The organism is Microcystis protocystis FBCC-A270, from assembly GCF_050500235.1.
GTDB lineage: Bacteria > Cyanobacteriota > Cyanobacteriia > Cyanobacteriales > Microcystaceae > Microcystis > Microcystis ichthyoblabe_A.
Genome location: NZ_CP191407.1, coordinates 3,502,394 through 3,523,588, shown reverse-complemented (window position 1 = coordinate 3,523,588; position 21,195 = coordinate 3,502,394). Strand labels below are relative to the sequence as shown.

Annotated in this window: 20 protein-coding genes and 3 pseudogenes; 12 read left to right on the top strand and 11 right to left on the bottom strand. The window is 42.2% G+C overall.

Annotated elements, in window-relative coordinates; genetic code table 11:
* Window positions 1-2: 2 nt before the first annotated feature.
* Window positions 3-959 carry a ribonuclease Z gene (locus tag ACQY1X_RS17140; protein ID WP_002756024.1) on the bottom strand — a complete coding sequence of 319 codons (957 nt, stop codon included), beginning with the start codon at window positions 957-959 and terminating at the stop codon, window positions 3-5.
* 786 nt (window positions 960-1,745) lie between these two features.
* On the opposite strand from ACQY1X_RS17140, the pseudogene ACQY1X_RS17135 reads away from it, so the two are divergent.
* From ACQY1X_RS17135 to ACQY1X_RS17125, 3 genes and pseudogenes are all read left to right on the top strand, one after another.
* Window positions 1,746-1,974, top strand: a pseudogene (locus ACQY1X_RS17135) (putative toxin-antitoxin system toxin component, PIN family); the annotation flags it as partial.
* A gap of 76 nt (window positions 1,975-2,050) precedes the next feature.
* Window positions 2,051-2,311, top strand: a complete 261-nt coding sequence (locus ACQY1X_RS17130; protein WP_002736246.1) for a type II toxin-antitoxin system Phd/YefM family antitoxin — start codon at window positions 2,051-2,053, stop codon at window positions 2,309-2,311.
* Window positions 2,304-2,570 carry a Txe/YoeB family addiction module toxin gene (locus ACQY1X_RS17125; RefSeq protein WP_002756029.1) on the top strand — a complete coding sequence of 89 codons (267 nt, stop codon included), beginning with the start codon at window positions 2,304-2,306 and terminating at the stop codon, window positions 2,568-2,570. The genes ACQY1X_RS17130 and ACQY1X_RS17125 overlap by 8 nt, the downstream gene beginning before the upstream one ends.
* 460 nt (window positions 2,571-3,030) lie before the next feature.
* Here ACQY1X_RS17125 and ACQY1X_RS17120 read toward each other — a convergent pair whose 3' ends face one another.
* The 4 genes and pseudogenes from ACQY1X_RS17120 to ACQY1X_RS17105 form a co-directional block, all read right to left on the bottom strand.
* Window positions 3,031-3,504 (bottom strand): hypothetical protein, encoded by a 474-nt coding sequence (locus ACQY1X_RS17120; protein ID WP_430014929.1) that lies wholly within the window; start codon window positions 3,502-3,504, stop codon window positions 3,031-3,033.
* A gap of 235 nt (window positions 3,505-3,739) precedes the next feature.
* Window positions 3,740-4,000, bottom strand: coding sequence for a DUF4926 domain-containing protein (locus ACQY1X_RS17115; protein WP_002794897.1), 261 nt, complete (start codon window positions 3,998-4,000; stop codon window positions 3,740-3,742).
* 6 nt (window positions 4,001-4,006) lie between these two features.
* Window positions 4,007-4,337: pseudogene (locus ACQY1X_RS17110) on the bottom strand (DUF6883 domain-containing protein).
* Window positions 4,338-4,366: 29 nt separating this feature from the next.
* Entirely contained in the window at window positions 4,367-4,489 is a 123-nt protein-coding gene (locus ACQY1X_RS17105) for a hypothetical protein (RefSeq protein ID WP_256094070.1), read from the bottom strand.
* Window positions 4,490-4,720: 231 nt separating this feature from the next.
* Between ACQY1X_RS17105 and ACQY1X_RS17100 the strand changes: the two genes are divergently transcribed.
* Window positions 4,721-4,978, top strand: a complete 258-nt coding sequence (locus ACQY1X_RS17100; protein WP_043997184.1) for a hypothetical protein — start codon at window positions 4,721-4,723, stop codon at window positions 4,976-4,978.
* A gap of 162 nt (window positions 4,979-5,140) precedes the next feature.
* A complete protein-coding gene (locus ACQY1X_RS17095) occupies window positions 5,141-7,528 on the top strand; it encodes an ATP-dependent Clp protease ATP-binding subunit (RefSeq protein WP_430014928.1) in 2,388 nt (795 codons plus the stop codon).
* A 55-nt stretch (window positions 7,529-7,583) separates the two neighbouring features.
* Here the strand turns inward: ACQY1X_RS17095 and ACQY1X_RS17090 are convergent, their stop codons facing one another.
* Window positions 7,584-7,724 (bottom strand): hypothetical protein, encoded by a 141-nt coding sequence (locus ACQY1X_RS17090; protein WP_170863676.1) that lies wholly within the window; start codon window positions 7,722-7,724, stop codon window positions 7,584-7,586.
* Between the two features lie 792 nt (window positions 7,725-8,516).
* Here ACQY1X_RS17090 and ACQY1X_RS17085 point away from each other — a divergent pair.
* The 4 genes from ACQY1X_RS17085 (at window position 8,517) to atpC (ending at window position 11,696) form a co-directional block, all read left to right on the top strand.
* On the top strand, window positions 8,517-8,807 hold the full coding sequence (locus ACQY1X_RS17085; RefSeq protein ID WP_002737970.1) for a hypothetical protein: 291 nt from the start codon (window positions 8,517-8,519) through the stop codon (window positions 8,805-8,807).
* On the top strand, window positions 8,804-9,232 hold the full coding sequence (locus tag ACQY1X_RS17080) for an Imm30 family immunity protein (protein ID WP_002774153.1): 429 nt from the start codon (window positions 8,804-8,806) through the stop codon (window positions 9,230-9,232). Before ACQY1X_RS17085 ends, ACQY1X_RS17080 begins: the two co-directional genes overlap by 4 nt.
* 524 nt (window positions 9,233-9,756) lie before the next feature.
* Window positions 9,757-11,205 (top strand): F0F1 ATP synthase subunit beta, encoded by a 1,449-nt coding sequence (gene atpD / locus ACQY1X_RS17075; protein ID WP_002737987.1) that lies wholly within the window; start codon window positions 9,757-9,759, stop codon window positions 11,203-11,205.
* A 74-nt stretch (window positions 11,206-11,279) separates the two neighbouring features.
* Window positions 11,280-11,696, top strand: a complete 417-nt coding sequence (gene atpC, locus ACQY1X_RS17070) for an ATP synthase F1 subunit epsilon (RefSeq protein WP_002735380.1) — start codon at window positions 11,280-11,282, stop codon at window positions 11,694-11,696.
* Between the two features lie 144 nt (window positions 11,697-11,840).
* Here the strand turns inward: atpC and ACQY1X_RS17065 are convergent, their stop codons facing one another.
* On the bottom strand, window positions 11,841-12,164 hold the full coding sequence (locus ACQY1X_RS17065; RefSeq protein ID WP_002736597.1) for a 30S ribosomal protein PSRP-3: 324 nt from the start codon (window positions 12,162-12,164) through the stop codon (window positions 11,841-11,843).
* A 103-nt stretch (window positions 12,165-12,267) separates the two neighbouring features.
* Here ACQY1X_RS17065 and mutT point away from each other — a divergent pair, with 103 nt between their 5' ends.
* Genes mutT through mraY form a run of 3 tightly spaced genes read left to right on the top strand, consistent with a single transcriptional unit; the run spans window position 12,268 to window position 14,063 of the window.
* Window positions 12,268-12,690 carry an 8-oxo-dGTP diphosphatase MutT gene (gene mutT / locus ACQY1X_RS17060; protein ID WP_016514645.1) on the top strand — a complete coding sequence of 141 codons (423 nt, stop codon included), beginning with the start codon at window positions 12,268-12,270 and terminating at the stop codon, window positions 12,688-12,690.
* Complete coding sequence (locus ACQY1X_RS17055; RefSeq protein WP_002735746.1) at window positions 12,687-12,950, top strand: DUF3134 domain-containing protein; 264 nt, start codon at window positions 12,687-12,689, stop codon at window positions 12,948-12,950. The genes mutT and ACQY1X_RS17055 overlap by 4 nt, the downstream gene beginning before the upstream one ends.
* Window positions 12,951-12,995: 45 nt before the next feature.
* On the top strand, window positions 12,996-14,063 hold the full coding sequence (mraY, locus tag ACQY1X_RS17050) for a phospho-N-acetylmuramoyl-pentapeptide-transferase (RefSeq protein ID WP_430014927.1): 1,068 nt from the start codon (window positions 12,996-12,998) through the stop codon (window positions 14,061-14,063).
* On the opposite strand, the gene ACQY1X_RS17045 is transcribed toward mraY, so the two are convergent.
* From ACQY1X_RS17045 to ACQY1X_RS17030, 4 genes and pseudogenes are all read right to left on the bottom strand, one after another.
* Window positions 14,064-14,387 (bottom strand): HesB/IscA family protein, encoded by a 324-nt coding sequence (locus ACQY1X_RS17045; RefSeq protein ID WP_430014926.1) that lies wholly within the window; start codon window positions 14,385-14,387, stop codon window positions 14,064-14,066. It lies immediately after the preceding gene.
* Window positions 14,388-14,691: 304 nt separating this feature from the next.
* Window positions 14,692-19,656 carry a Calx-beta domain-containing protein gene (locus ACQY1X_RS17040; RefSeq protein ID WP_430014925.1) on the bottom strand — a complete coding sequence of 1,655 codons (4,965 nt, stop codon included), beginning with the start codon at window positions 19,654-19,656 and terminating at the stop codon, window positions 14,692-14,694.
* Between the two features lie 141 nt (window positions 19,657-19,797).
* A pseudogene (locus tag ACQY1X_RS17035) lies at window positions 19,798-20,160 on the bottom strand (hypothetical protein); the annotation flags it as partial.
* Window positions 20,161-20,186: 26 nt separating this feature from the next.
* The gene (locus ACQY1X_RS17030) at window positions 20,187-21,149 is read right to left on the bottom strand and encodes an Rpn family recombination-promoting nuclease/putative transposase (RefSeq protein WP_069473913.1); all 963 of its coding nucleotides are present in this window, start codon (window positions 21,147-21,149) and stop codon (window positions 20,187-20,189) included.
* Between the last annotated feature and the right edge of the window lie 46 nt (window positions 21,150-21,195).

Below are 21,195 nucleotides of genomic sequence, written 5' to 3'. Positions count from 1 at the left end.
AATTACTTAACTCCTAAGGCGATTTCTTGACGGTTGCGGGGGACTTCGTAGGTGAGGAAATCGTAGGCTAATTTAGTGTTAGGAAAAATTGCCCGCGCTTCCTCTAACAGATTGGAAATATCCAGAGAATTCCCCGGTAGATAACGGGGACTAAAATGGGTCATTAATAACAATTTTACCTGGGCTGCCAAGGCCACCTGGGCTGCCATCGTCGAAGTGGAGTGAACACTTTCAAAGGCTAATCCGGCATCTTGGTGTGCAAAAGTCGCCTCATGAATTAGCACATCTGCATTTTGTGCCAATTCGATCGATCCTTCACAGAAAATAGTATCGGTACAGTAGGCAATTTTACGGCCGATTTCCGTTTCTCCGCAGAGGGACTGACCGCGAATTTTGCTGCCATCGGGGAGGGTGACAGTTTCCCCTTTTTTCAGCTTGCCGTAAATTGGTCCGGGGGGAATACCCAAAGCGTTGGCTTTTTCCACATCAAAACGTCCAGGACGGTCTTTTTCGGCGATACGATAACCATGGGCAGGAATACGATGTTTTAATAGCTGACAGGAGACGGTAAATTCTTCATCTTCGTAGAGTATGCCGGGGGAAATGGGATGGACACGCACCCGATTGGCTAAATTAGTATAGGAATACTTAGCACAAGCACGCAGATAGTCCCCTAGTCCGGGGGGTCCGTAGATATCAATATCCTGAGCAGAACCGGCTAATCCAATACTGGCTAACAATCCCATTAAACCAAAGATATGATCCCCGTGCATATGGGTGATAAAAATGCGTCGGATTTGGGAACTTTTCAGGTCGCTACGCAGTAACTGGTGTTGAGTTCCTTCTCCACAGTCAAACAGCCATATTTCCGCCCGTTGGGGCAAACGAAGGGCGATACTAGAGACATTACGGGAACGAGTGGGAACCCCGGAACTGGTTCCTAAAAAAGTAATCTCCACAGGATAGCTGTCAGGATAGAGGATTCTTTTTCTAGTCTAGGCTGTTTTTATCGATTTCTCGATCGAATTGCTGCTTTTCTGTATTTCATCACTTGAAAACAGAAAATCCCCTGATTTTGACCTAACTCTGCAATAATTACGCGCAGCCAGAAATACACCAGCTTCCTTATCATGCTTTGTGCTTTTGGTCAAAAAAACTTTTTTTTTGCAATAAAACTACACAAAAAAAAGATCATCGTTGTGGGTGAAATTGACTAATTTACCCGTCTTAATTAGGATTACTTTGTAGATGTGGCAAGGGTTTCAACCATTGCTGCCTAAAAAAGCACAGAATAGCCCATTATGAAATTCTATCAAATCGCTGTAACCTTCATAACATCTTTGTTAAATAAAAATCTTTCTCAATTAATTCTTAAGAATTTGTAAATATTGCGAAATGTTAATTTAAATATTCTCAAGTTTGTGGAGTCAATAAATAATTTTTGCTTATCTTTGTCCAAAATTGGGTTAGAAGTCAGTTATCAGTTATCAGCCGTAGTGACTGTCTTGATTGTCAAGGGGTAATTCAAAAAAACTCAAGCGGTTGCCGTAAAACTCAAAATCTCAAGCCGGAAAAAAGCGCAGCAAAAACTAAGTCGCTCAGGTTAAACCAAAGCAAGCGCAACCCTTGATCAGAGATAACAAAAAGTGTAAATCTCTAGGAACAAGGTAGTTGGGTTGAGCTATCATTATTGAGCAGGTATTACCAATCGGCTCACAAGGCGAAACCCAACCAAGATTGTGAAAATATTCCGGGAAGTTGTTGGGTTTCATGCTTCAACCCAAACTAGGAGTTTTACTCAGACTAATCGAGTTGTTATAGATACCAATGTTTTTATTAGTGCTTTACTCAATCCACTAGGAACACCCAGAAAAGTAATCAATCAGTCAATGTACCATTCTTCAGAGCAAGGCAACTTATCAAGAATTGGCAACGAGAATAAGCAAAAATAAATTTGACAAATATTTAGAAAAGGTGCTATTATCCTGAATAATAGTTGACTTGTGTTAGAATCGGTTGCACTCTTGTTGTTAATTTAAGGGATAGTTACATGAAAATTGTTACTGTTACTGAAGCCAAAGAACAAATTGATGAATTAGTGAATGATACCAATGATAATCATCAACCGATTTTGTTATCTGGTACGAAAAAGAATGCTATTTTAATTGCTGAGGAAGATTGGAACTCTATTCAAGAAACGCTTTATTTGTATTCTATTCCTGGTATGGTAGATTCAATTATTGAAGGTGGCAACACTTCTATTGAAGATTGTGTGGATGAGGCGGGTATCAGAGCAATTTTAAATGGATAATTGGCAGTTGGTTTTTACCAAACAAGCGAAAAAAGATGCTGAAAAGCTGGCTCGTACTGGGTTGGCAAAACAAGCTAACGAGTTATTAAATATTCTTAAGTCAAATCCGTATCAATCTTATCCTGTTTATGAGAAACTCAGTGGCGATTTAGCGAGCTATTATTCCCGACGTATTAATATTCAGCATCGTTTGGTTTATCAGGTTATTCCAGAAGAGAAGGTTGTCAAAGTTATACGGATGTGGACTCATTATGAATAACCCCTCTTATTTATTTTACACTGGTAACAGTATAGACTGAAAATGATTGACTTGGATTGTAAAAATATAGCAATTTGCGAATGAGTGAGGCACATACTAGGAACGTGAAAAGTTTATGGTATAAGACTTTTGCCTTCCGCAAAACGGTATAGATACCCCCAAGATAACATAAAAATACGATATAAATTCCCCTCCTCAACTGACTGAATGAAGGGGCATTTATGGTATTTTTAGAAACAATTTAGCTGGCTTTTGTGGTTTCTTTTTCGGTATATTGGGAAGGTTTTAGTTTGCGGTTGAAGAAAATACCATACAAGATCATGTTATCGCACTAAGGGAAAAATTTATAAATTTCTTGGCGATGAGCAACTCGTTGATAGATAATGGTTTGATGATTTGACCTCTCCCCCAACCCCTCTGGGAGCAGGAGAGGGGAGTTAGTCTGGATTGATTGGTAGCCTTATTCGTCTTCGTTTCTTAAAGGTATAATTCCTTTAAGAATCTTTCCTCTAATAATCAAATAGGCAGGAAAACAATACACCCAAAGGAGAAGTAAAAACAAAAAAACTGACCATGAATTACCAAATGATGGTACGAATGATCCTGTAATTTTATACTTATGAATTTCTATTCTATGGGAATCAATTGCTGCCCAAAGTGCTGTCCAGAAGACAAGTCCACGCATTATAGGACTTCCTGTAATCGCTCCAAGACCAATGCCAACAACCAAAATCAACAATGTTAGTAAAAGTGAATTTCTCCAACCCATAATGAATATTAATCTTTTTAGTAGTGTTTCTATCGAATCGAGATAGACTCGCGCATCCTTGCCCATGCCATTGTTGAAATTGCGGGTAGTGCGATCGTCCTCCCTCGTAGCTAGATCAAGCAGCACCCCAACCCAACACCAAAGGGAGATAGCAGAAGCATACACACTCCCCCCCCCACAACTGTAGCAAAAGCTACAATTTAATAAATCTTTATATTCTTCTCCCTAGCTTAGGGATTCACAGGGGAAAGAGTTTCAGGTATTTTCCCCTGTTTTACTGCTTCTCAGGCGACCTATCGCCTTCCGTGAGAGATTGTGGCGCGGTGTGTCAGATTCGATAATAGGGTTCAAAATTTCGCTAACCGCTACTTGAGCCATAGCGTTTTCCCTTAAGCAGAATTCACGCCGCCTCCAGTTCATAATGCAAGACCAGAAGCTCATCGCCTGGCAGAATAGCCATCGCATATTCCCGCCCCTGACTGTCAGAAAATTCCACTAAATATTGATAGCGCGAACCTTTTTCATACACCTCAACCACCGTTCCCACCTGTCCGCTTGGCAAGCTGGGGACAGCTTCATAATCTGGCTCAACTAAAGTCAATCGCTCCCGAGGGACGGAGTTGAGGATGGCAACCGTATCTAAAAGTTTGATGTCTTTCATGGTAGTTTACTTGATAAAGGCAGAAATTAGGCGAGGGTTGGGATTAATTAAGCTGATTTCCCAGATAGTTCGCAGTTCTGTTCCTTACCCGTTCTGGTATCGTCCAATCCACTTTAAACTGCTGGCCGAATTCCGTGACTGCTTGTTGCACAACTTCCCCCTCCAGGGCAGCCTGTTCGATGAGCGGTCGCAAAACCTCAGCGTTCTCGGCAGTTATTCCCAGACGAGAGCGAAAGACTCTGGCTTTATTTTTTCCCCTGGAATGTTCTGGATTTAAGCAATAGCCAATCAGTTTTTCCATCGAGATTTCTGCCAGTTCCCCGTTGGGTAATTTCATCTGCGGCACTCCGAACTTTCTGACTTCCCTCAGAGCAACTCGATTCGCAATTGGCGGCCCACCACAGAAGCCGCCCGTTGGATAGTATCGAGGGAAACGCCCGTCTTTTCCGGGTCGAGGAGGCGGTCAAGTTGCGCTCGACTGGTCTGCATCCGCGCCGCCATCTCCGTTTTCGTCAGAGAGAGCCGTTTCATCTCCTCAGCCAACTGCCGCAACCGTAACCGTTTGAGTGCCACCGCACTACAGTCCTCCTAGACCTTCTTCTTTGAGAAAATCATCGAAATCGGAGCCAGTATGGGGGTTAGCGGTCATATTTTTCCTGTTCCTTCTTACGATTGAGAGCTAAATCGATTTCCTGTTTTGGTTTTTTTTGGGACTTCTTGATGAAAGTGAACGGCACAGGGGCAGCCGATGGGAAAGCTAAACTCTACGTCCTTGATATCGCTGCCAATAATCCGGCAATCTTCACGGCTGAGAGTTTTCCACCAATCTTTGACCGGCTCCGACCCACCTTCGGCTCGAAAAAACTTGGCTGGCAGCCTTTTCAATCCTTACGTCCTCAGTTATCGCGCCTTATATGGTACATCAATAATTATCATTTCTGCATTAGTTTTGTAGAGCGACAGTTGCACAGGGGTTAGGTTATAACTGCCAGCAGCCTTAATTTTTGTTAAGGATTTTAAGCATCGCCCAAACTCACCACTGACTAACCCACCCTACTGATACGGATATCCCCCTTCCGGCTAATGTAAAGAAAACGTTACAGTAACAAGTAGAGCCCAGTAGCCAGGAAGCCGTCGATCATGTTTGAATACTTTAACCAGAAAGCTATCAAAGCGGTGATGTTCGCCCAAGAAGAAGCCCGTCGTGCCGGTCACAGTGTCGTGGGTACGGAGCATTTACTGTTAGGATTGATAGGAGAAGCCACCGCCGCCGCAGCCTTAATTCTCAAGGATTTAAAAGTCACCCTGCACGAAAGTCGCCGCCTGATTGAAGGAATGACCGGCCGTGGCAGCGGTTACAGTCCCGTTAATATCCCTTTTACCCCGAAAGCGAAAAAGATGTTCGAGCAAGCATTTCAGGAAGCTCGACAATTAGGGGAACAGGCGATCGCACCTGAACATCTATTACTCGCTATCACCGCCGATCCCGAATCCCTAGCCGCTAAAATTTTAATTATGCAGGGTGTTGATTTGATCAAACTTCGCGGCCTTTTACTGAAAAATGCTGGGGAAAAAGTCGCTAGTGGTCGCTTCACGGCAAGCAGTGACTATGAAGACCAGAAAAATGCTCCACAAGGCGGTATTTTAGCCCAATATGGTCGCAATTTAAGCCAAGAGGTCAAAAATGGCAAAATTGACCCTGTAATCGGTAGAGAGCCAGAAATCGAGCGAGTTGTCCAAATTTTAGGCCGTCGTACCAAAAGTAACCCGATTTTACTCGGTGCGCCGGGGGTGGGGAAAACAGCGATCGCTGAAGGGTTAGCACAACGCATCCATAGTGGCGATATTCCCGAACTTTTGCAGGATAAACAGGTAATTGCCCTCGATATGGGGTCTTTACTGGCGGGAACCCGTTTTCGCGGCGATTTTGAGGAACGTTTAAAGGGTATCGTGGAGGAAGTTCGCAAATCGGGCAGTATTATCCTGTTTATTGATGAAATTCACACTCTTGTGGGTGCTGGTAGCATGGGGGGAGCTATGGATGCTTCTAACCTGCTTAAACCTGCTTTAGCTCGCGGCGAGTTACAGTGTTTAGGGGCAACCACTCTCGATGAGTATAAACAGCATATTGAGCGAGATGCGGCTCTAGAAAGACGTTTTCAGCCAGTTATGGTGGGAGAACCGACCAAAGAGCAAGCGATCGAGATTTTACGCGGTTTAAAAGCCACCTACGAGGATTTCCATCAGGTAAAATACGATCAAAAAGCGATCGAAGCTGCTGTTCATCTATCCTCGCGCTATATCAATGATCGCTTTTTACCGGACAAAGCGATCGATCTTCTCGATGAAGCGGGATCCCGCACCCATCTACGCTATTCCCTGCAAAGTAAAAGTCCCGCAGAGGTTAGCGAAGAATCACCCCTAATTAACCCCGAATCTTTAATTCCGGTGGTGGATGCGGAGGAAATCGCCCAAATTGTCGCCGCTTGGACTGGTATTCCCGTTACCCAATTAACTGAAACTGAGTCAGAATCGCTCTTAAATCTGGAATCTCAACTGCACGAGCGGATTATTGGTCAACAGGAGGCAGTAAATGCCGTTTCTCGTGCTATTCGTCGAGCGCGAGTAAATTTAAAGAATCCTAACCGTCCGATTGCCTCGTTTATTTTTGCCGGTCCCACGGGAGTGGGTAAAACTGAATTAACGAAAGCCTTAGCTAAGTTACTCTTTGGCTCGGAATCCAGTATGATTCGTCTAGATATGTCGGAATTTATGGAATCCCACACGGTTTCTAAATTAATTGGTGCGCCTCCCGGATACATCGGTTACAATGAAGGCGGTCAGTTAACGGAAGCAGTGCGTCGTCAACCCTATAGAGTGGTTTTGTTTGACGAAATCGAGAAAGCACATCCCGATGTTTTTAATCTTCTCCTGCAACTGTTAGAAGATGGTCGTTTGACCGATTCCCAAGGTCGTCGGGTGGACTTTAAGAATACCCTAATTATCATGACCTCGAATATTGGCTCAAAAGTCATCGAAAAAGGCGGTAATAGCTTAGGATTCGAGATGGCTGACGATTTTGCTCAATCGCGTTACCAACAGATTTCTAATCGGGTGACAGACGAGTTAAAACAATATTTCCGTCCCGAATTTCTCAACCGTCTCGATGAAATCATTGTTTTCCGACAGTTAACTCGCGAAGAAGTTACCCAGATTGCCGATATTCTGATCGCAGATATAGCCAAACAATTGACAGAAAAAGGCATTTCTGTGGAAGTTACCGCCGCTTTCAAGGATTTGGTCATCAATGAGGGTTATGATCCTAGCTACGGTGCGCGGCCTTTACGTCGTGCCTTAACTCGACGCTTAGAGGATAGTTTAGCCGAGGCGATGTTATCGGGAAAAGTCAATTCTGGAGACCATGCGCTATTAGATGTAACTGCGGACGGTGTGGTGACAGTCTCTAGTCATCAGCGCTCTGAGCAGAGCGATATTCTCTCGCAATTACAGTTACAATCGGTGGGTTAATCCGCTCAAAAATTGCTTTTTTTCGGGGTTGAAAATTTTTCAACCCCAATTTTTATCATCCTGGAAAAATAACTTCTAGGGGAGCGGGAATCATCTCGGTGCGAAAGTCCAGAATCTGAACTAGGATTAAATAGGCAACGGCGATTAAAATCGAAATCGCTCCCGTGATAATGGCGATAATTTTACCAGAATTCATATAATTAACCGATAATTTCCTGAGATTGCCGCAAAAGCTACCGAAATTTATTCTCATCTACGATTGCGAGCCTAAACAATTGAAACTGAAGATATCTTACAGCACAATTCTCCCGGACGGTTGAGGGAAGGGAGTGCGTCTCAGTAAAGCTGTCCCTTGAAAATTTGACAGGAGATAGTTCTTGTGTTTCAGTATATAGACTAAAATCTATGGTCAAGCTTTAAATTATTTTTTATTTGAATCCATGCAACCAGCAAAACCCTTGTTATAATCGCCAATATATGGTATGAGTCCAATTCCATCCACTGCATCGGCATCTTCAAAGTTGATCAACCTCGCTTTGTTTTAAGGTAGGCTAAGGCCTGCCTTACTTTTTTGGGTTGGGAAGAGGGGAGCAGGGGGAAAAGAGGAAAATGGGTCATTAAAGCTTAATTATCAGGAAAAAGCTCTGATCGTGTCTAAATTCTAGCTTTCTTTCGGGGCAAGCTTTCGGGTGATCAATAACTAACAGAAACTAAATTTTCGAGTTGTTGTTAGAAAATAGGCGAGCGCTCGCTTATAAAATAGGAGTTTCAGCACTTATGTGTTGACAGGGATTTTCCAAGATAGAAGAGTGATAAGATTTTTATTCACCTATGATCAACCTATGGCCTAAAATAATCATAAGGAGACAACATCACTCAATTTAAACTACTGACAGGAGAAGGAAAAGTCGGGACATACGGCGACTTGTTAAAATTAGGTCGTAGAGGAGATAACTTAACCCCTCATCATCTACCATCCAATGCGTATATGAAAGCGAAAATCAAAGGTTACACAACTAATCAAGGAATTGCTATCATGATGGAACACTTATCCCCCGGAAAAGGAGGTCGTCATCGTCAAACCTTATCTTATGGTAAAAGTCCAGACTTAACTCTTTCCCCTCGACAAACCTTAGCACAAGAAGTTTGGGATATTCGCTCAATTTATCTAGGTCAAGGATTATATAATGCAGATATTAGAAAGGGATTACAAGAACTCATTCAACTTAATAAAACTACTTGGTCAACCTTTTTTGATCAAGGAGCAACAACCCCATGAATTTAATAAAAATCCTACAAGAGAATCGCTTAATGAGAACACCCCAAGAAATTAACTTATTTGAGGAAACATTAGAAAAACTTGCCAAATATCCTGATGATAAAGATTTAAAAGACTTACATCTTATCCTAGATGATAACTGTGAACATCCTGAAATTATGTTTAGTTTATTGCATTTTTTAGAAGATTTTGAACCCCAACAACAAATACAGGCTTTTATTGAAGTGATTCCTCAATTAATGATAACTGCACCAGAATGGACAAAAATCATTCACTATCGAATGATTAATGATGAATCTGCTGTTAAAATTTATCAGAATAGTCTGGAATTAGCCAATCAAAAAACACCTCATTTTTTGTATCAACTTTTACTAGAAAGCGTCAAAAATCAGATTAATTCATCCTCGGAGGTCATCTTAACCTAAATTTTTGTATGACTTATAGAAATTAAAATGGTATTTTGGTATCTGTAATCCCTTAAAAAATGTCGCTTTTTCTGGCATTTGTTCAAGCTTAATTAATTTAATTTGAGACTCAGCGACTTCCCCCAACCCCCCAAAAGCTTGGATTGAGTAATAAAATCAAAAGTAAACGCCAATTTTAAAAGAAAGTTTCCCCTTAAAAATCCCAACCTATATCTTGAGCAATTAAACCCTCGACACTGTGGCCATCTTCTCCTTGAGACATGAGGCAACGTTCAATTAAAGGCAAACCCCTGTGTTTGTCAAGCAGGGAGCGGGAAGCGGGGAGTGGGAAGCGGGAAGTGGGGGGAACAAATAAAATAATCTCCTGTCTCCGAGTCTCGTGACGACCGACTGCTGAGGGCTGATAGCGAAAATAACTGATCTGATCCCCTAGCGTGATAAGCTGTGTATTGGCTAATTTTACAAAAAATTAAGACTTTCCCCTTGTGGGAGTTATCAGCTAAAACCCAGAGTAGACATAAACAATGGTAGCGACAACAGAAACTAACGTTGGTAAAATCGTCCAGATCATCGGTCCTGTCATCGATGCCGAATTTCCCAGTGGCAAACTGCCCCGTATTTATAATGCCTTAACCGTAAAAGGAACCAACTCCGCCGGTCAAAATCTATCGGTTACTTGTGAAGTGCAACAGTTACTCGGTGATAACCAAGTGCGGGCCGTTGCCATGAGTACCACCGATGGTTTAGTGCGCGGTATGGATATCGTGGATACCGGCGCAGCGATTAGCGTTCCCGTGGGTAAATGCACCCTCGGTCGGATTTTTAACGTTCTTGGTGAACCCGTGGACGAAAAAGGACCGGTTAACGTCACCGAAACCTCTCCTATTCACCGTCCCGCTCCCAAATTAGTCGATCTTGAAGTAACACCGACGGTTTTTGAAACCGGTATCAAGGTAATTGACTTGCTCACCCCCTACCGTCAAGGTGGCAAAATCGGCCTCTTTGGGGGTGCTGGTGTGGGCAAAACCGTCATTATGATGGAATTAATCAACAATATCGCCATTCAACACGGGGGTGTCTCGGTTTTTGGCGGTGTGGGTGAAAGAACCCGCGAAGGAAACGACCTCTACAACGAGATGATCGAATCGAAGGTAATCAACGCTGATAACCCCGAAGACTCGAAAATTGCCCTCGTTTACGGTCAGATGAACGAACCCCCCGGAGCGAGAATGCGCGTCGGTCTCTCTGCTTTGACCATGGCCGAATATTTCCGCGATGTCAGCAAGCAAGACGTACTCTTATTTATTGATAATATCTTCCGTTTCGTGCAAGCTGGTTCGGAAGTATCGGCGCTCCTCGGTCGGATGCCTTCTGCGGTAGGATACCAACCCACCCTCGGCACTGATGTAGGCGACCTGCAAGAGCGGATTACCTCCACCAAAGAGGGATCGATCACTTCCATCCAAGCGGTCTATGTACCTGCGGATGACTTGACTGACCCCGCTCCCGCTACTACCTTCGCTCACTTGGATGGAACAACTGTACTATCCCGTGGTCTGGCTTCCAAAGGTATCTATCCGGCGGTAGATCCCCTCGGTTCCACCAGCACCATGCTCCAGGCTGATATCGTCGGTGATGAACACTACGGCACCGCTCGCGCCGTCCAATCTACCCTGCAACGCTATAAAGAGTTACAGGACATCATCGCTATTCTCGGTTTAGACGAATTGTCGGAAGAAGATCGTCTCACCGTTGACCGCGCTCGCAAAATTGAGCGTTTCCTCTCGCAACCTTTCTTCGTGGCGGAAGTGTTCACCGGTTCTCCGGGTAAATACGTTACCCTCGCTGATACGATCAAAGGCTTCCAGATGATCCTCAAAGGTGAACTCGATCGCTTACCCGAACAAGCGTTCTATATGGTCGGCAATATCGATGAAGCGATCGCTAAAGGCGAAAAACTCAAAAAAGGCTAATTAAAAGTCAGTAGTAACCGCGTTTAGCGGTTACTTAACCCAGAAATCTGCCAAAATTATCGTTATTATCACCAATGAGCATTACAGTACGGGTTATTACACCTGATCGCATTGTCTGGGATAACGTGGCCGAAGAAGTAATCCTACCCAGTTCCACGGGACAATTAGGTATTCTTAGCGGTCACGCTCCTTTATTAACTGCCCTGAATATTGGCGTAATGCGAATTCGACCGGGGAAAGACTGGGAAAATATCGCGGTTTTGGGCGGTTTTGCCGAAGTCGAAAATAATGAGATCAAAGTCCTCGTTAATGGGGCGGAATTAGGCTCAAAAATCGATAAGGAAAAAGCTCGCGCCGAATACGAACGGGCCCAAACTCGTCTCGATGAAGTCAGTAAAGGGGATGACCGTCGCAAAACTATCCAAGCGCAACAATCATGGCGCAAAGCTCGCGCTAGATACCAGGCCGCTGGCGGTTTAGTATCGGTTTAAACCCAACCAAATCAAATTAAATTAAAGCAAAATCGGGCGGGTTTATATAAACCTACCCGATTAATTTTTTAGCCTTTAGCAATCAGCTTTTAGCCATTTTTCTGCCTATTATCAAGATTATCTAGCTGACGGCTAAAAAGCCGATTAATTGCTACCACTAAACACAACTTCGGGGAATTTTAACTGTGCATCGGCCATGGTGATTTGTCGGCCTTGATTGCGTAACTCTTGCCAAAAATTAATTACTTCTGTGGCTTTGTTGAGAACATCAACGCGATCGGACTCATCAATCCAGTGTTTTGCTTCTAACTCCTCTTGCAGTTGTTGCCAAGCATCATTGCGCGGCCAGAAAAAATAAGCGGTGAGGGGGCTAGTTCCTTTGCCGACCACCTGATCTACAGCGATCGCTACGTTCTGATCTAACCACAATACTTTTAAAATAAACTTTGATTCGGAACTGACTGTCATTGTTAATCGTTAATCGTACAATTCTCGATTATATCATCTTTTGACTCAATTTTCCGCAGTCAGTTTTTAACTATTTTTTCCGATTTTTTCGCCAATAACCACTATGATTCCCGAAACAGACTCTTTAGCTTCTAAACAAATCGGTGTGGCCGTAATTAGAGATGATCGAGATTTAATTTTAATCGATCGCCGTCTGGCCAAGGGACTCCTGGGCGGTTTTTGGGAATTCCCCGGCGGCAAAATCGAAGGCAATGAAACGGTGCAGGAATGTATTAAACGAGAGATATTAGAAGAAATTGGCATTGACATCGCAGTGGATAGTCATTTAATCACCATCGACCACACCTATAGTCATTTTCGGGTTAATCTACAAGTATATAACTGTCGTTATCTCAGCGGCCAAGCAAGAGCGATCGAATGTGAAGAAATCCGCTGGGTAACTATCCAGGAACTAGATAATTACACTTTCCCCGCGGCCAATCAAGAGATTATCAGAGCCTTAAAAGACATGGTAAACTCGAAATGATTGCTGTTAATCGTCGAGTGATTATGCTTAATCCTTCTATTCGTCAAGAACCCCGCTACGAACCGGCCGCGGTTATTCCCCTAAAAAAAGACGCTTCCATTGTCGAGTGGTTAGAAAAAAATAATCGCATGATTCCCCGGGATAAAATCGCCGAACCGGATCTGACTCTCGAAGAAGATGTGGAACTATCTGAACTGATGGATGTCGATGATATCGGTTATGATGACGACGAGGACGAATTAGTCTTAGATGAAGATTAATCCTGTCTTCTTTGGCAAATTTTACCCTTATCTGACGCTTTAGTCGTGAACGCTAACATTTTTTCCGCCCCTATCTTTAAAAAACCCACTGGAACCCATCTCCTGATTCTACTAACGGGATTACTATTTCTGTTAGTAGTTTTTTTTCAGTCCACTAATTCCCTGTTAATCCCCCTGATGGCCACAACGTTAATCAGTGCTGGTCTTGGCTGTCAAGTAGTACCGATGCTGCGGCGCTTGAAAATGGGTCAGATTATGCGCGAAGATGGACCCCAGGCCCATTTAAAGAAAGCAGGAACCCCGACGATGGGAGGCAGCTTTTTTGTGCCAGTAGCCCTTATTTTCGCTTTAATCTGGTCTAAATTTACTCCTAATGTGGTGGCGGTTGCTTTGCTGACTTTTGCTTACATGGGTATCGGTTGGTTAGATGATTGGCAAATTCTGCGTTATAAGTCGAATAAAGGCCTATCTCCCCGGATGAAGTTAATTTTACAGATAACGGGGGCGGTGCTTTTTTGCCTCTGGATGTCGTTCAATCAGGTGAGTACCGATATCGGCCTTTGGGGTCGATTAGTCATTCCTTTGGGCTTTTTCTTCTGGATTTTGGCGGGATTTGTCCTTGTGGCTGAAAGTAACGCCACTAATCTCACCGATGGGGTGGATGGATTAGCGGGGGGAACAGGTGCGATCGCTTTTTTGGGTTTAGGTATTATTATCGCTCCTAGTCATCCGGATTTGGCGATTTTCTGCACTTGTTTTGCTGGTGCTTGTCTAGGCTTCATTTTTCATAACCGCAACCCCGCTAAAGTCTTTATGGGTGATACGGGTTCCCTCGCTTTAGGAGGCGCTTTAGCTGCGGTGGGTTTAATTACTGGACATCTCTGGGGATTATTTTTAATTAGTGGTCTCTTCTTTCTGGAATCTCTCTCGGTAATCGCTCAGGTTATCTATTATAAAGCCACAAAAGGACCCGATGGCAAGGGCAAAAGATTATTAAAAATGGCTCCTTTTCATCATCATTTAGAATTAAGTGGTTGGACGGAAACGAAGATTGTGGGAGCTTTTTATCTGGTTAATGCGCTTTTAGTTGTCTTGGCTATTTGGAGTAGTTAATTAAGCACTAAAGGAAAGACCACAACCGCAGGTATTTTGGGTGTTGGCATTGGTAAAACGGAAACCACCACCCATGAGATCTTCTGAATAGTCTAATTTTAAAATTTGTAGGTAGCGATCGCTGTCAGGATCGACTACAATATTAATACCCTGACTTTGATAAAAGCGATCGTTTTCTGCCGCCATATCGGTTAATTCGAGATGATAGTGAAGTCCCGAACAACCACCGTTTTTTACTGCCAAACGCAGATAGGAACCAGTCAGGCGACGGCTTTGACTCCAACGTTCAATTTCTCTAGCGGCGGCGGGACTTAATTCGATCATTGTTTTTGAGACTATTGTAATAATAAGTAGCTGGTTATAATTAAATTAAAAATGGATTTTAGGTTCGATCCCCCCTGCCCCCCTTGATAAGGGGGGTGCCGATAGGCGGGGGGATCTGACAACTTTTAACGCCTACCTACTTAATATCAAGTTCTTGTGAAGTTATACCACAGTTATTATCAAACTTTATGTTAAGAAATATGTAACTAATAAATGGCGGGGGTAGCTGACAATTTTTAACACAGAAAAAGGGTTTCTCCGAGAAACCCTTTTTCTAGGTGACTTAGAAGGAGAGCTTAGAAACTTAAACAAAGAAATTACCCACTGGAATGCTCCCTAAAGCTGGTAAAGTCCCAGTAAATCCGGTGATATTTATTAATAAATCATTGCTGGATTGGAAGCCAGCCGCGCTATCATTAATAACGAGGTAAGTTCCAGCTATTGCACCGGTTGTTACCTGCACTAAGGCGGCACTATTAACCCCTAATCCTTGATTACCTGTAATCGCTCCATTAGCATCAGTAAATACCTGATTGATTAAATTCTGTAAAGTGGTGACAGTGCTATTAGCAGCACGACTGAAATTGCTAGGCGCACTCATGGCAGTTCCAGCTTGAGTTAATAAGTCGATTTTATCACTATTGATGGCAAAATCTGTGATACGATCGCTTGTTGATATGGTAGATTGACCAAATTGGAAGATAAAAGTATCTGCACCTAAACCACCGGTTAAGGTATCAATTCCCGCACGTCCATTGATTTGATTATTGCCACTATTTCCGGTGATTTTATTGTTACCGGCGTTACCTGTACCATTAATATTATTACTGCCAATTAGTCTGAGGTTTTCCACATTAGCGGGTAGGGTAGTGGTGACATTAGCGGTTAAGGTGTCGCTGATGGTGACAATTCCCTTGTTATTGGTAAGAGTTGCATTGACGGGATTACTGAGGTTAATGGCAAAAGTTTCGTTTGCCTCATTAAGGTTATCATTGAGGATGGGAATGCTAATAGTAGCAGTGGAAGTATTAGGTGCAATGGTGATAGTTCCGGTTTTGCTAGTGTAATCTACATTAGCGGTAGCGTTAATGGGTGCAGTGGTATAGTTGAAGGTAATTGGTTGTGGATTGGGGTTGTTGACAGTGACGGTAAGAATTGCATTATTATCTTTACCCTCGACAACGGTGATATTATTGATGGATAGTTTGGAGAAATCATCATTGGTAATTGTCCCCGTCACTGCGGTGGTCGTACCTACGGTATAACCTGTCCCAGAAGCTAAAGTTAATGCTATAGTTTCGTTACTTTCAACTGTAGTATCGGTTTTGGGGTCAACTGTTACGGTAGCAGTGGATGAATTAGCAGCGAAGGTGACTGTATTGGTAGTCCCTGTACGAGTGTAGTCGGTATTGAGGGTAGCTGTCCCTCCGAGGGTGTAATTGACTGTTAAAGCATTAGTTGTGGAACCGCTACGGGTAAAAGTGTAAACCAAGTTGGTTGTCCCGTCTTCGGTAACGCTTGCGGGAGAAACCGCAAGAGTGATATTAGGAAGGGTGACATCATCATTGGTAATTGTTCCTAATCCTTGATTATCTGTAATCAGCGCATTGCTAGGATTAGAAAGGTTAATCAAGAAAGTCTCATCCGGTTCAATTGCAGTATCACCATTGACGGAAATAATAATATCTTGGCTGATTTGTCCAGGTGTAAAGGTGAGAGTCCCTGTTTTCGCTGTATAGTCGCTTCCTGCTGTTGCTGTGTTATTAGCAGTGGCATAATTTACGGTAATTGTTTGGGTACTTGTGGTTGACAATGTAACTTTAAATATCAGGTTATTTGTTCCTGAATTGTTTTCTACAATTGTCGGATTTGAGATAGTCAAGAATGGTTTATTCCAATCGGCTGCTGTCCAGGTAGTTGTTGCTTGCCAAGTTTGGGGTGTCCATTCATCAATACTTTTCCAAGCATCTCCTGACCATTTAGTTGTAGCTTGCCAAGCATTATTTCCCCAGTCAGGTATGGCATCCCAAAAGTTATCAATTGTCTGTGATGCTGTAGCTGTTGTTGCTATTTGATAGCTATTTGTGTCCAGAAAAGATGATGCAAGCTTTAGCGTTGAATTGCTTTGATTTGCAGTTGATGGAGATAAACCAAGTTTCTTGTCAGACTGTCCAATAATCGCATCCCACGCATCTGAAGTCCAAGATTTAGCTGCGTTGTAAGCGGATGTTACTGCATCGGATATATTTCCAAGACCATCAATGGCACTTCCGATTGCTTGTCGATTCAGTTCAACGGTTCCACGATAAGTTAAAGCCGCTGCCAGATATGTTCCTGTTAATCCAATTCCAGGAATAGGTAAGCTTCCCAATCCTCTAATCATCATTTGCAAGGCAAAATAATCAGCATCAGGCAAATATGTAAACCAGTAACTACTTAAATCAGTAGTATTTCCGTTGGCAACTTTCCGGGTTAAATCTGTCGGCTTTGACAAATTAGTTCTTGTAATAGTTTGATTTAAGACGGGAACTGAATGTTTTTCAAAAGTAATTGCAGATGTTAGTTTTGAATATTTTTCTAAGTTCCAGACTCCACTCAGATATTTTGAACCTGCAATGCTAACCAAATCGGCCGAAGTTATGTAATGAGTGACACCTAAGTTATTAGTAGCGTTAAAATTAATGCCGGGTTGTTGAGAAATACCCGGACTATTGAAAGTAACAATCTTTCCGAGTTGTCCTGTATAACTACCCCCTACCCACTGACTTAATGCACCGCCTAAACTATGACCTGTAATATTAGGTTTTAGAGTCAATCCGCTTACGGGATTAGTTACTTCTGAAAGCCATTGATTGACTGCGGCTTTATTGTTAGTAAATTGATTATAGCCAATTCCTTCGGTTTCAGCATCACTTAATAAATCGTTAACAGATGAGAATTCAGTACCCCGAATCGCTAAAACAGGAGGTTTAGCAAGGTCATAAATTGTGCCATCAGTGAAGGTATAGGATTGCTTGGTGCTGGTGAGTTGGTTGATTAGATTCTGTCCAGCAGTATAGGCGGCGGTATTGTTACCGCCTGAAGTATTGGCAATATCTTGCAGTAAGTTATTGCTACTGGATTTAAATTCATTGGCATTAAGGGGATTGGCTAAAACCAGAAAGAATTTTTCATCAGAAGTTAAACCAAAAGCATCAAATCCTGTGGTAGAATCTTTGAAAACTTTATTGATACGATAGCCTTCGTAACCCAGGTCACTATAGTCATAGATCTTATCTACTTCTTTGCCTTTGTCCGTATCTGTCCAATCACGATAAGCGGTGTCTCTAGCCAAAATCTCAAAGGTTTGGTCGGTAGGAGGCGCACTTCCTAAAACGGTAATTTCTATTTGTTTACTGGTTTGTCCTGGGAAAAAGGAGAGGGTTTGTTTGACAACATTGTTAAAATCTTTTAATTGCTTAGAGTCTATTGAATTGGCACTTCCATCAAGGGTATAGTAATCAACGGTTATCGGTTTATCATAGGCTGAGGATAGTTTAACCTCGAATTTAAGCACTTTTGTTTGATTAGTCCCTGCGGGAACATCGACCCACGCATTACTGACTGATATCGTTGGTTTAGGTGGAGGATTAGGAGTGGGTGGGAGTGCGGTAAAAGTGCCTTCATCATATATATTTGGATATTTTGGATCTATTGGATTTGCTATCTTGTTGTAAATAGTCCCGCTGAAGTTGGATATAGTTGAATGTCCATCTGGGTCTATATACCAAACTTTGCTCGCAGTATTTCCACTAATAATACTATTTGAACTCCATGTACCGGTATTGTAAATACCACCACCGTAAGGGGCACTATTGCTAGTGATAATGTTATTCGTTAATGTTAATGTTCCCGTGTTGCCGGCGTTGTCGCTGTTAAAAATTCCCCCGCCTCCGCCATTAGCCGTATTACCAGATATTGTACTGTTGGTTATTGTTAATGTCTGCGACTGTAAAAGAGCGTTGCCAATTCCCCCGCCTCCGCCATTAGCCGTATTACCAGATATTGTACTGTTGGTTATTGTTAATGTTCCCAAGAAGTTGCCAATTCCCCCGCCTCCGCCATTAGCCGTATTACCAGATATTGTACTGTTGGTTATTGTTAATGTTCCAATGTTGAAAATTCCCCCGCCTCCGCCATTAGCCGTATTACCAGATATTGTACTGTTGGTTATTGTTAATGTTCCATCGCTGAAAATTCCCCCCCCTCCCCAACCAGCCGTATTACCAGATATTGTACTGTTGGTTAATGTTAATTTCCCGTGGGCGTTGTAAATTCCCCCTCCGGTATGAGCCGTATTACCTGTTATTGTACTGTTGGTTATTGTTAATGTTCCGCCGTTGTCGCTGTTGTAAATTCCCCTTCCTGCTTTGTTGCTGATATAGAGATTATTTAATGTAACTCCAAGTATTTTACTATAAGAGTTATTTATAATAGAATTATCATCATTTTGCCCAGGGATAGGACTAGAATTATTCACAATAGAAGCTAGTGCTGTTCCATCAGTTTCAATGGTAATCGTACCTTGTGTCTTCAAACTGCGATCACCTGTTGTCTTATTATTAACATAAGTCAATTCATAAGTCGTTCCTGATTTCAGCTTAATAATATAGGGAGTATTAAAACTGCTATTCTTATTCGCAATAATAACAGCATCCCGCAAAGATAAACCAGTGCCAATAGTGGCACTTCCATCATTCTCATCTATAGTAGTATTGACAATTAAAGTAATTGGTGCTGCTTGTTCAACCCCTATAAATTGTCCCCCTAAATCAATAACAGAACGATCATCTTCTGCTTGAATATAAGTTAACTCAGCCTCAGTTAAATTAACCCCTCTCACCAGATGAGAAAATAATTCTCCCTCATCCCCCACCGTATCCACCCTATTAATTTGAGCATCCACAAAATGCCCAATTTCTTCTAAAATCACCGCAACCAAAGCATCTAAACTAGCAGAAGCAAAAAAGCTTTCAGATAGATATATCTTATTGGTGCTAATCCCATAAGCGCCATTTGCACTACCTAAAACACTGCTGTTGACAACCTCAATCTCAGGAAGTTGACTAAAATCTCGACTTTGCCACTGCTGTCGTAATTGCGTCGCTTTAACCACATCATAACTTGTGCCAAAAGCGGTTTCTAAATTCGCCCAAAAGCCATCAGATTGAGCGAAATTGAACAAAACATCGTAAATAGCAGGAAAAATCGGCAACAGGGTAGAAGTCATGACATTAACTGTAAAGGTTTATTGCTAACAGTTTTAGCCCAACAATCCCCAATCTTTCAAGACCCCTGTAACAGAAATTAACATTTATTCCTAGAAAACGGGTTTCTTTGAGAAACCCGTTTTCTAGATATTAGGATAAGATTATTGGATTTTTGCCAAAGACTGCTTAAATTCTGCGAGAGAATTAGCGGTAGCTGCTAATTTTAGTAGCTCTTCTAAGATAGTAGGGTTAGTCATTTTGCCGATTATCTCTTCAATTTCTGAAGAAATCTGTCCAAAACGCACAGTTAAAACTGTTTTTATGGCATCGCGGCTTTTTTGTAATGCTCCAATTTCCTTACCAATTTCCTTACCAATTTCCTTACCGCGTTCTATCCCTCGTAACTCCATATTACTCATTAAAGGCATGGTTCTTTCCTCCTCAAATTGTTTGATTTTACTCTCTAAGCTTGACTGTAATTCAGGGTATAAAGTCATCATATTGTCGATGATTTCAAACAGTTTACTAAGTAAGGTAGGTATTACCCACACTACTTATTTATGATGATACTAAAAGACTTCCTACACTCCTCAAAAGAATTTACTATAAGTGCGGCTTTTAACATCTCTTCTAAAACCGAAATAACTGAAGCATCATTGAGACATTGTCCAATATCTCCAGGAATATCGCCTAGTCGGTTTTCCAAAACTTTTTTCACAAAATCACGAGCATTTTCTAACGCTCCAATTTCCTTACCGCGTTCGATTCCTCGTAACTCCATATTACTCATTAAAGGCATGGTTCTTTCCTCCTCAAATTGTTTGATTTTACTTTCTAAACTTGACTGCAATTCAGGGGATAAAGTCATCATATTGTCGATGATTTCAAACAGTTTAATTATCTGTTCCCTCTCGAACTCCTTTTCATATAATCCCCTGATTAACTTCCACTTCCACTGTTCCCGTTGTGGCAGCTTCCCAGTAGTCGCTTTCGTTTTTAGGTGTGCCATGACTATTATAGCAAAGGGATTGCTACTTGCTTCTAGTTCTGACCAGTTTTCCTCATAGTCCAGTAATTTGACTGTTGGGAATTTGAGGCTGACTTCACAGCCGGCGATAGTATAATTATAGGAATCTGGTCGCCAATTTACTCGTTCATCTCCTAAAATTGCCAGACTGATAACTGGTTTCTGATACAAATCAAAGGCCCGATAGTTATAAATATACATCCTCTGAGGGAAATTTTCTTCGTATTGGCTTTGAATTTCAATATGAATCAAAATCCACACTTCTTCACCCCTGAGTAACCAGACTTTATAGAGTTTGTCAGCGAAACGTTTTTTTGTCTTTGCTGAAGCGGTAATCCGTTTGAGTTCTTTTTCTAGGGATTCGGGAATTTTTGTCCAATCAATTAATTGGTGAACTTCAGGAAAGAAGAAGTATAAAAACGCTTCAAAATACTCGCTTAATGCTTCTTTCCAGGGTTCATCATAATTGGCTGTTGTTTGGTTCATTTGAGTTGTCCGCTTACTCTTAGGGGTGAAGCGCGATAGCGTAACG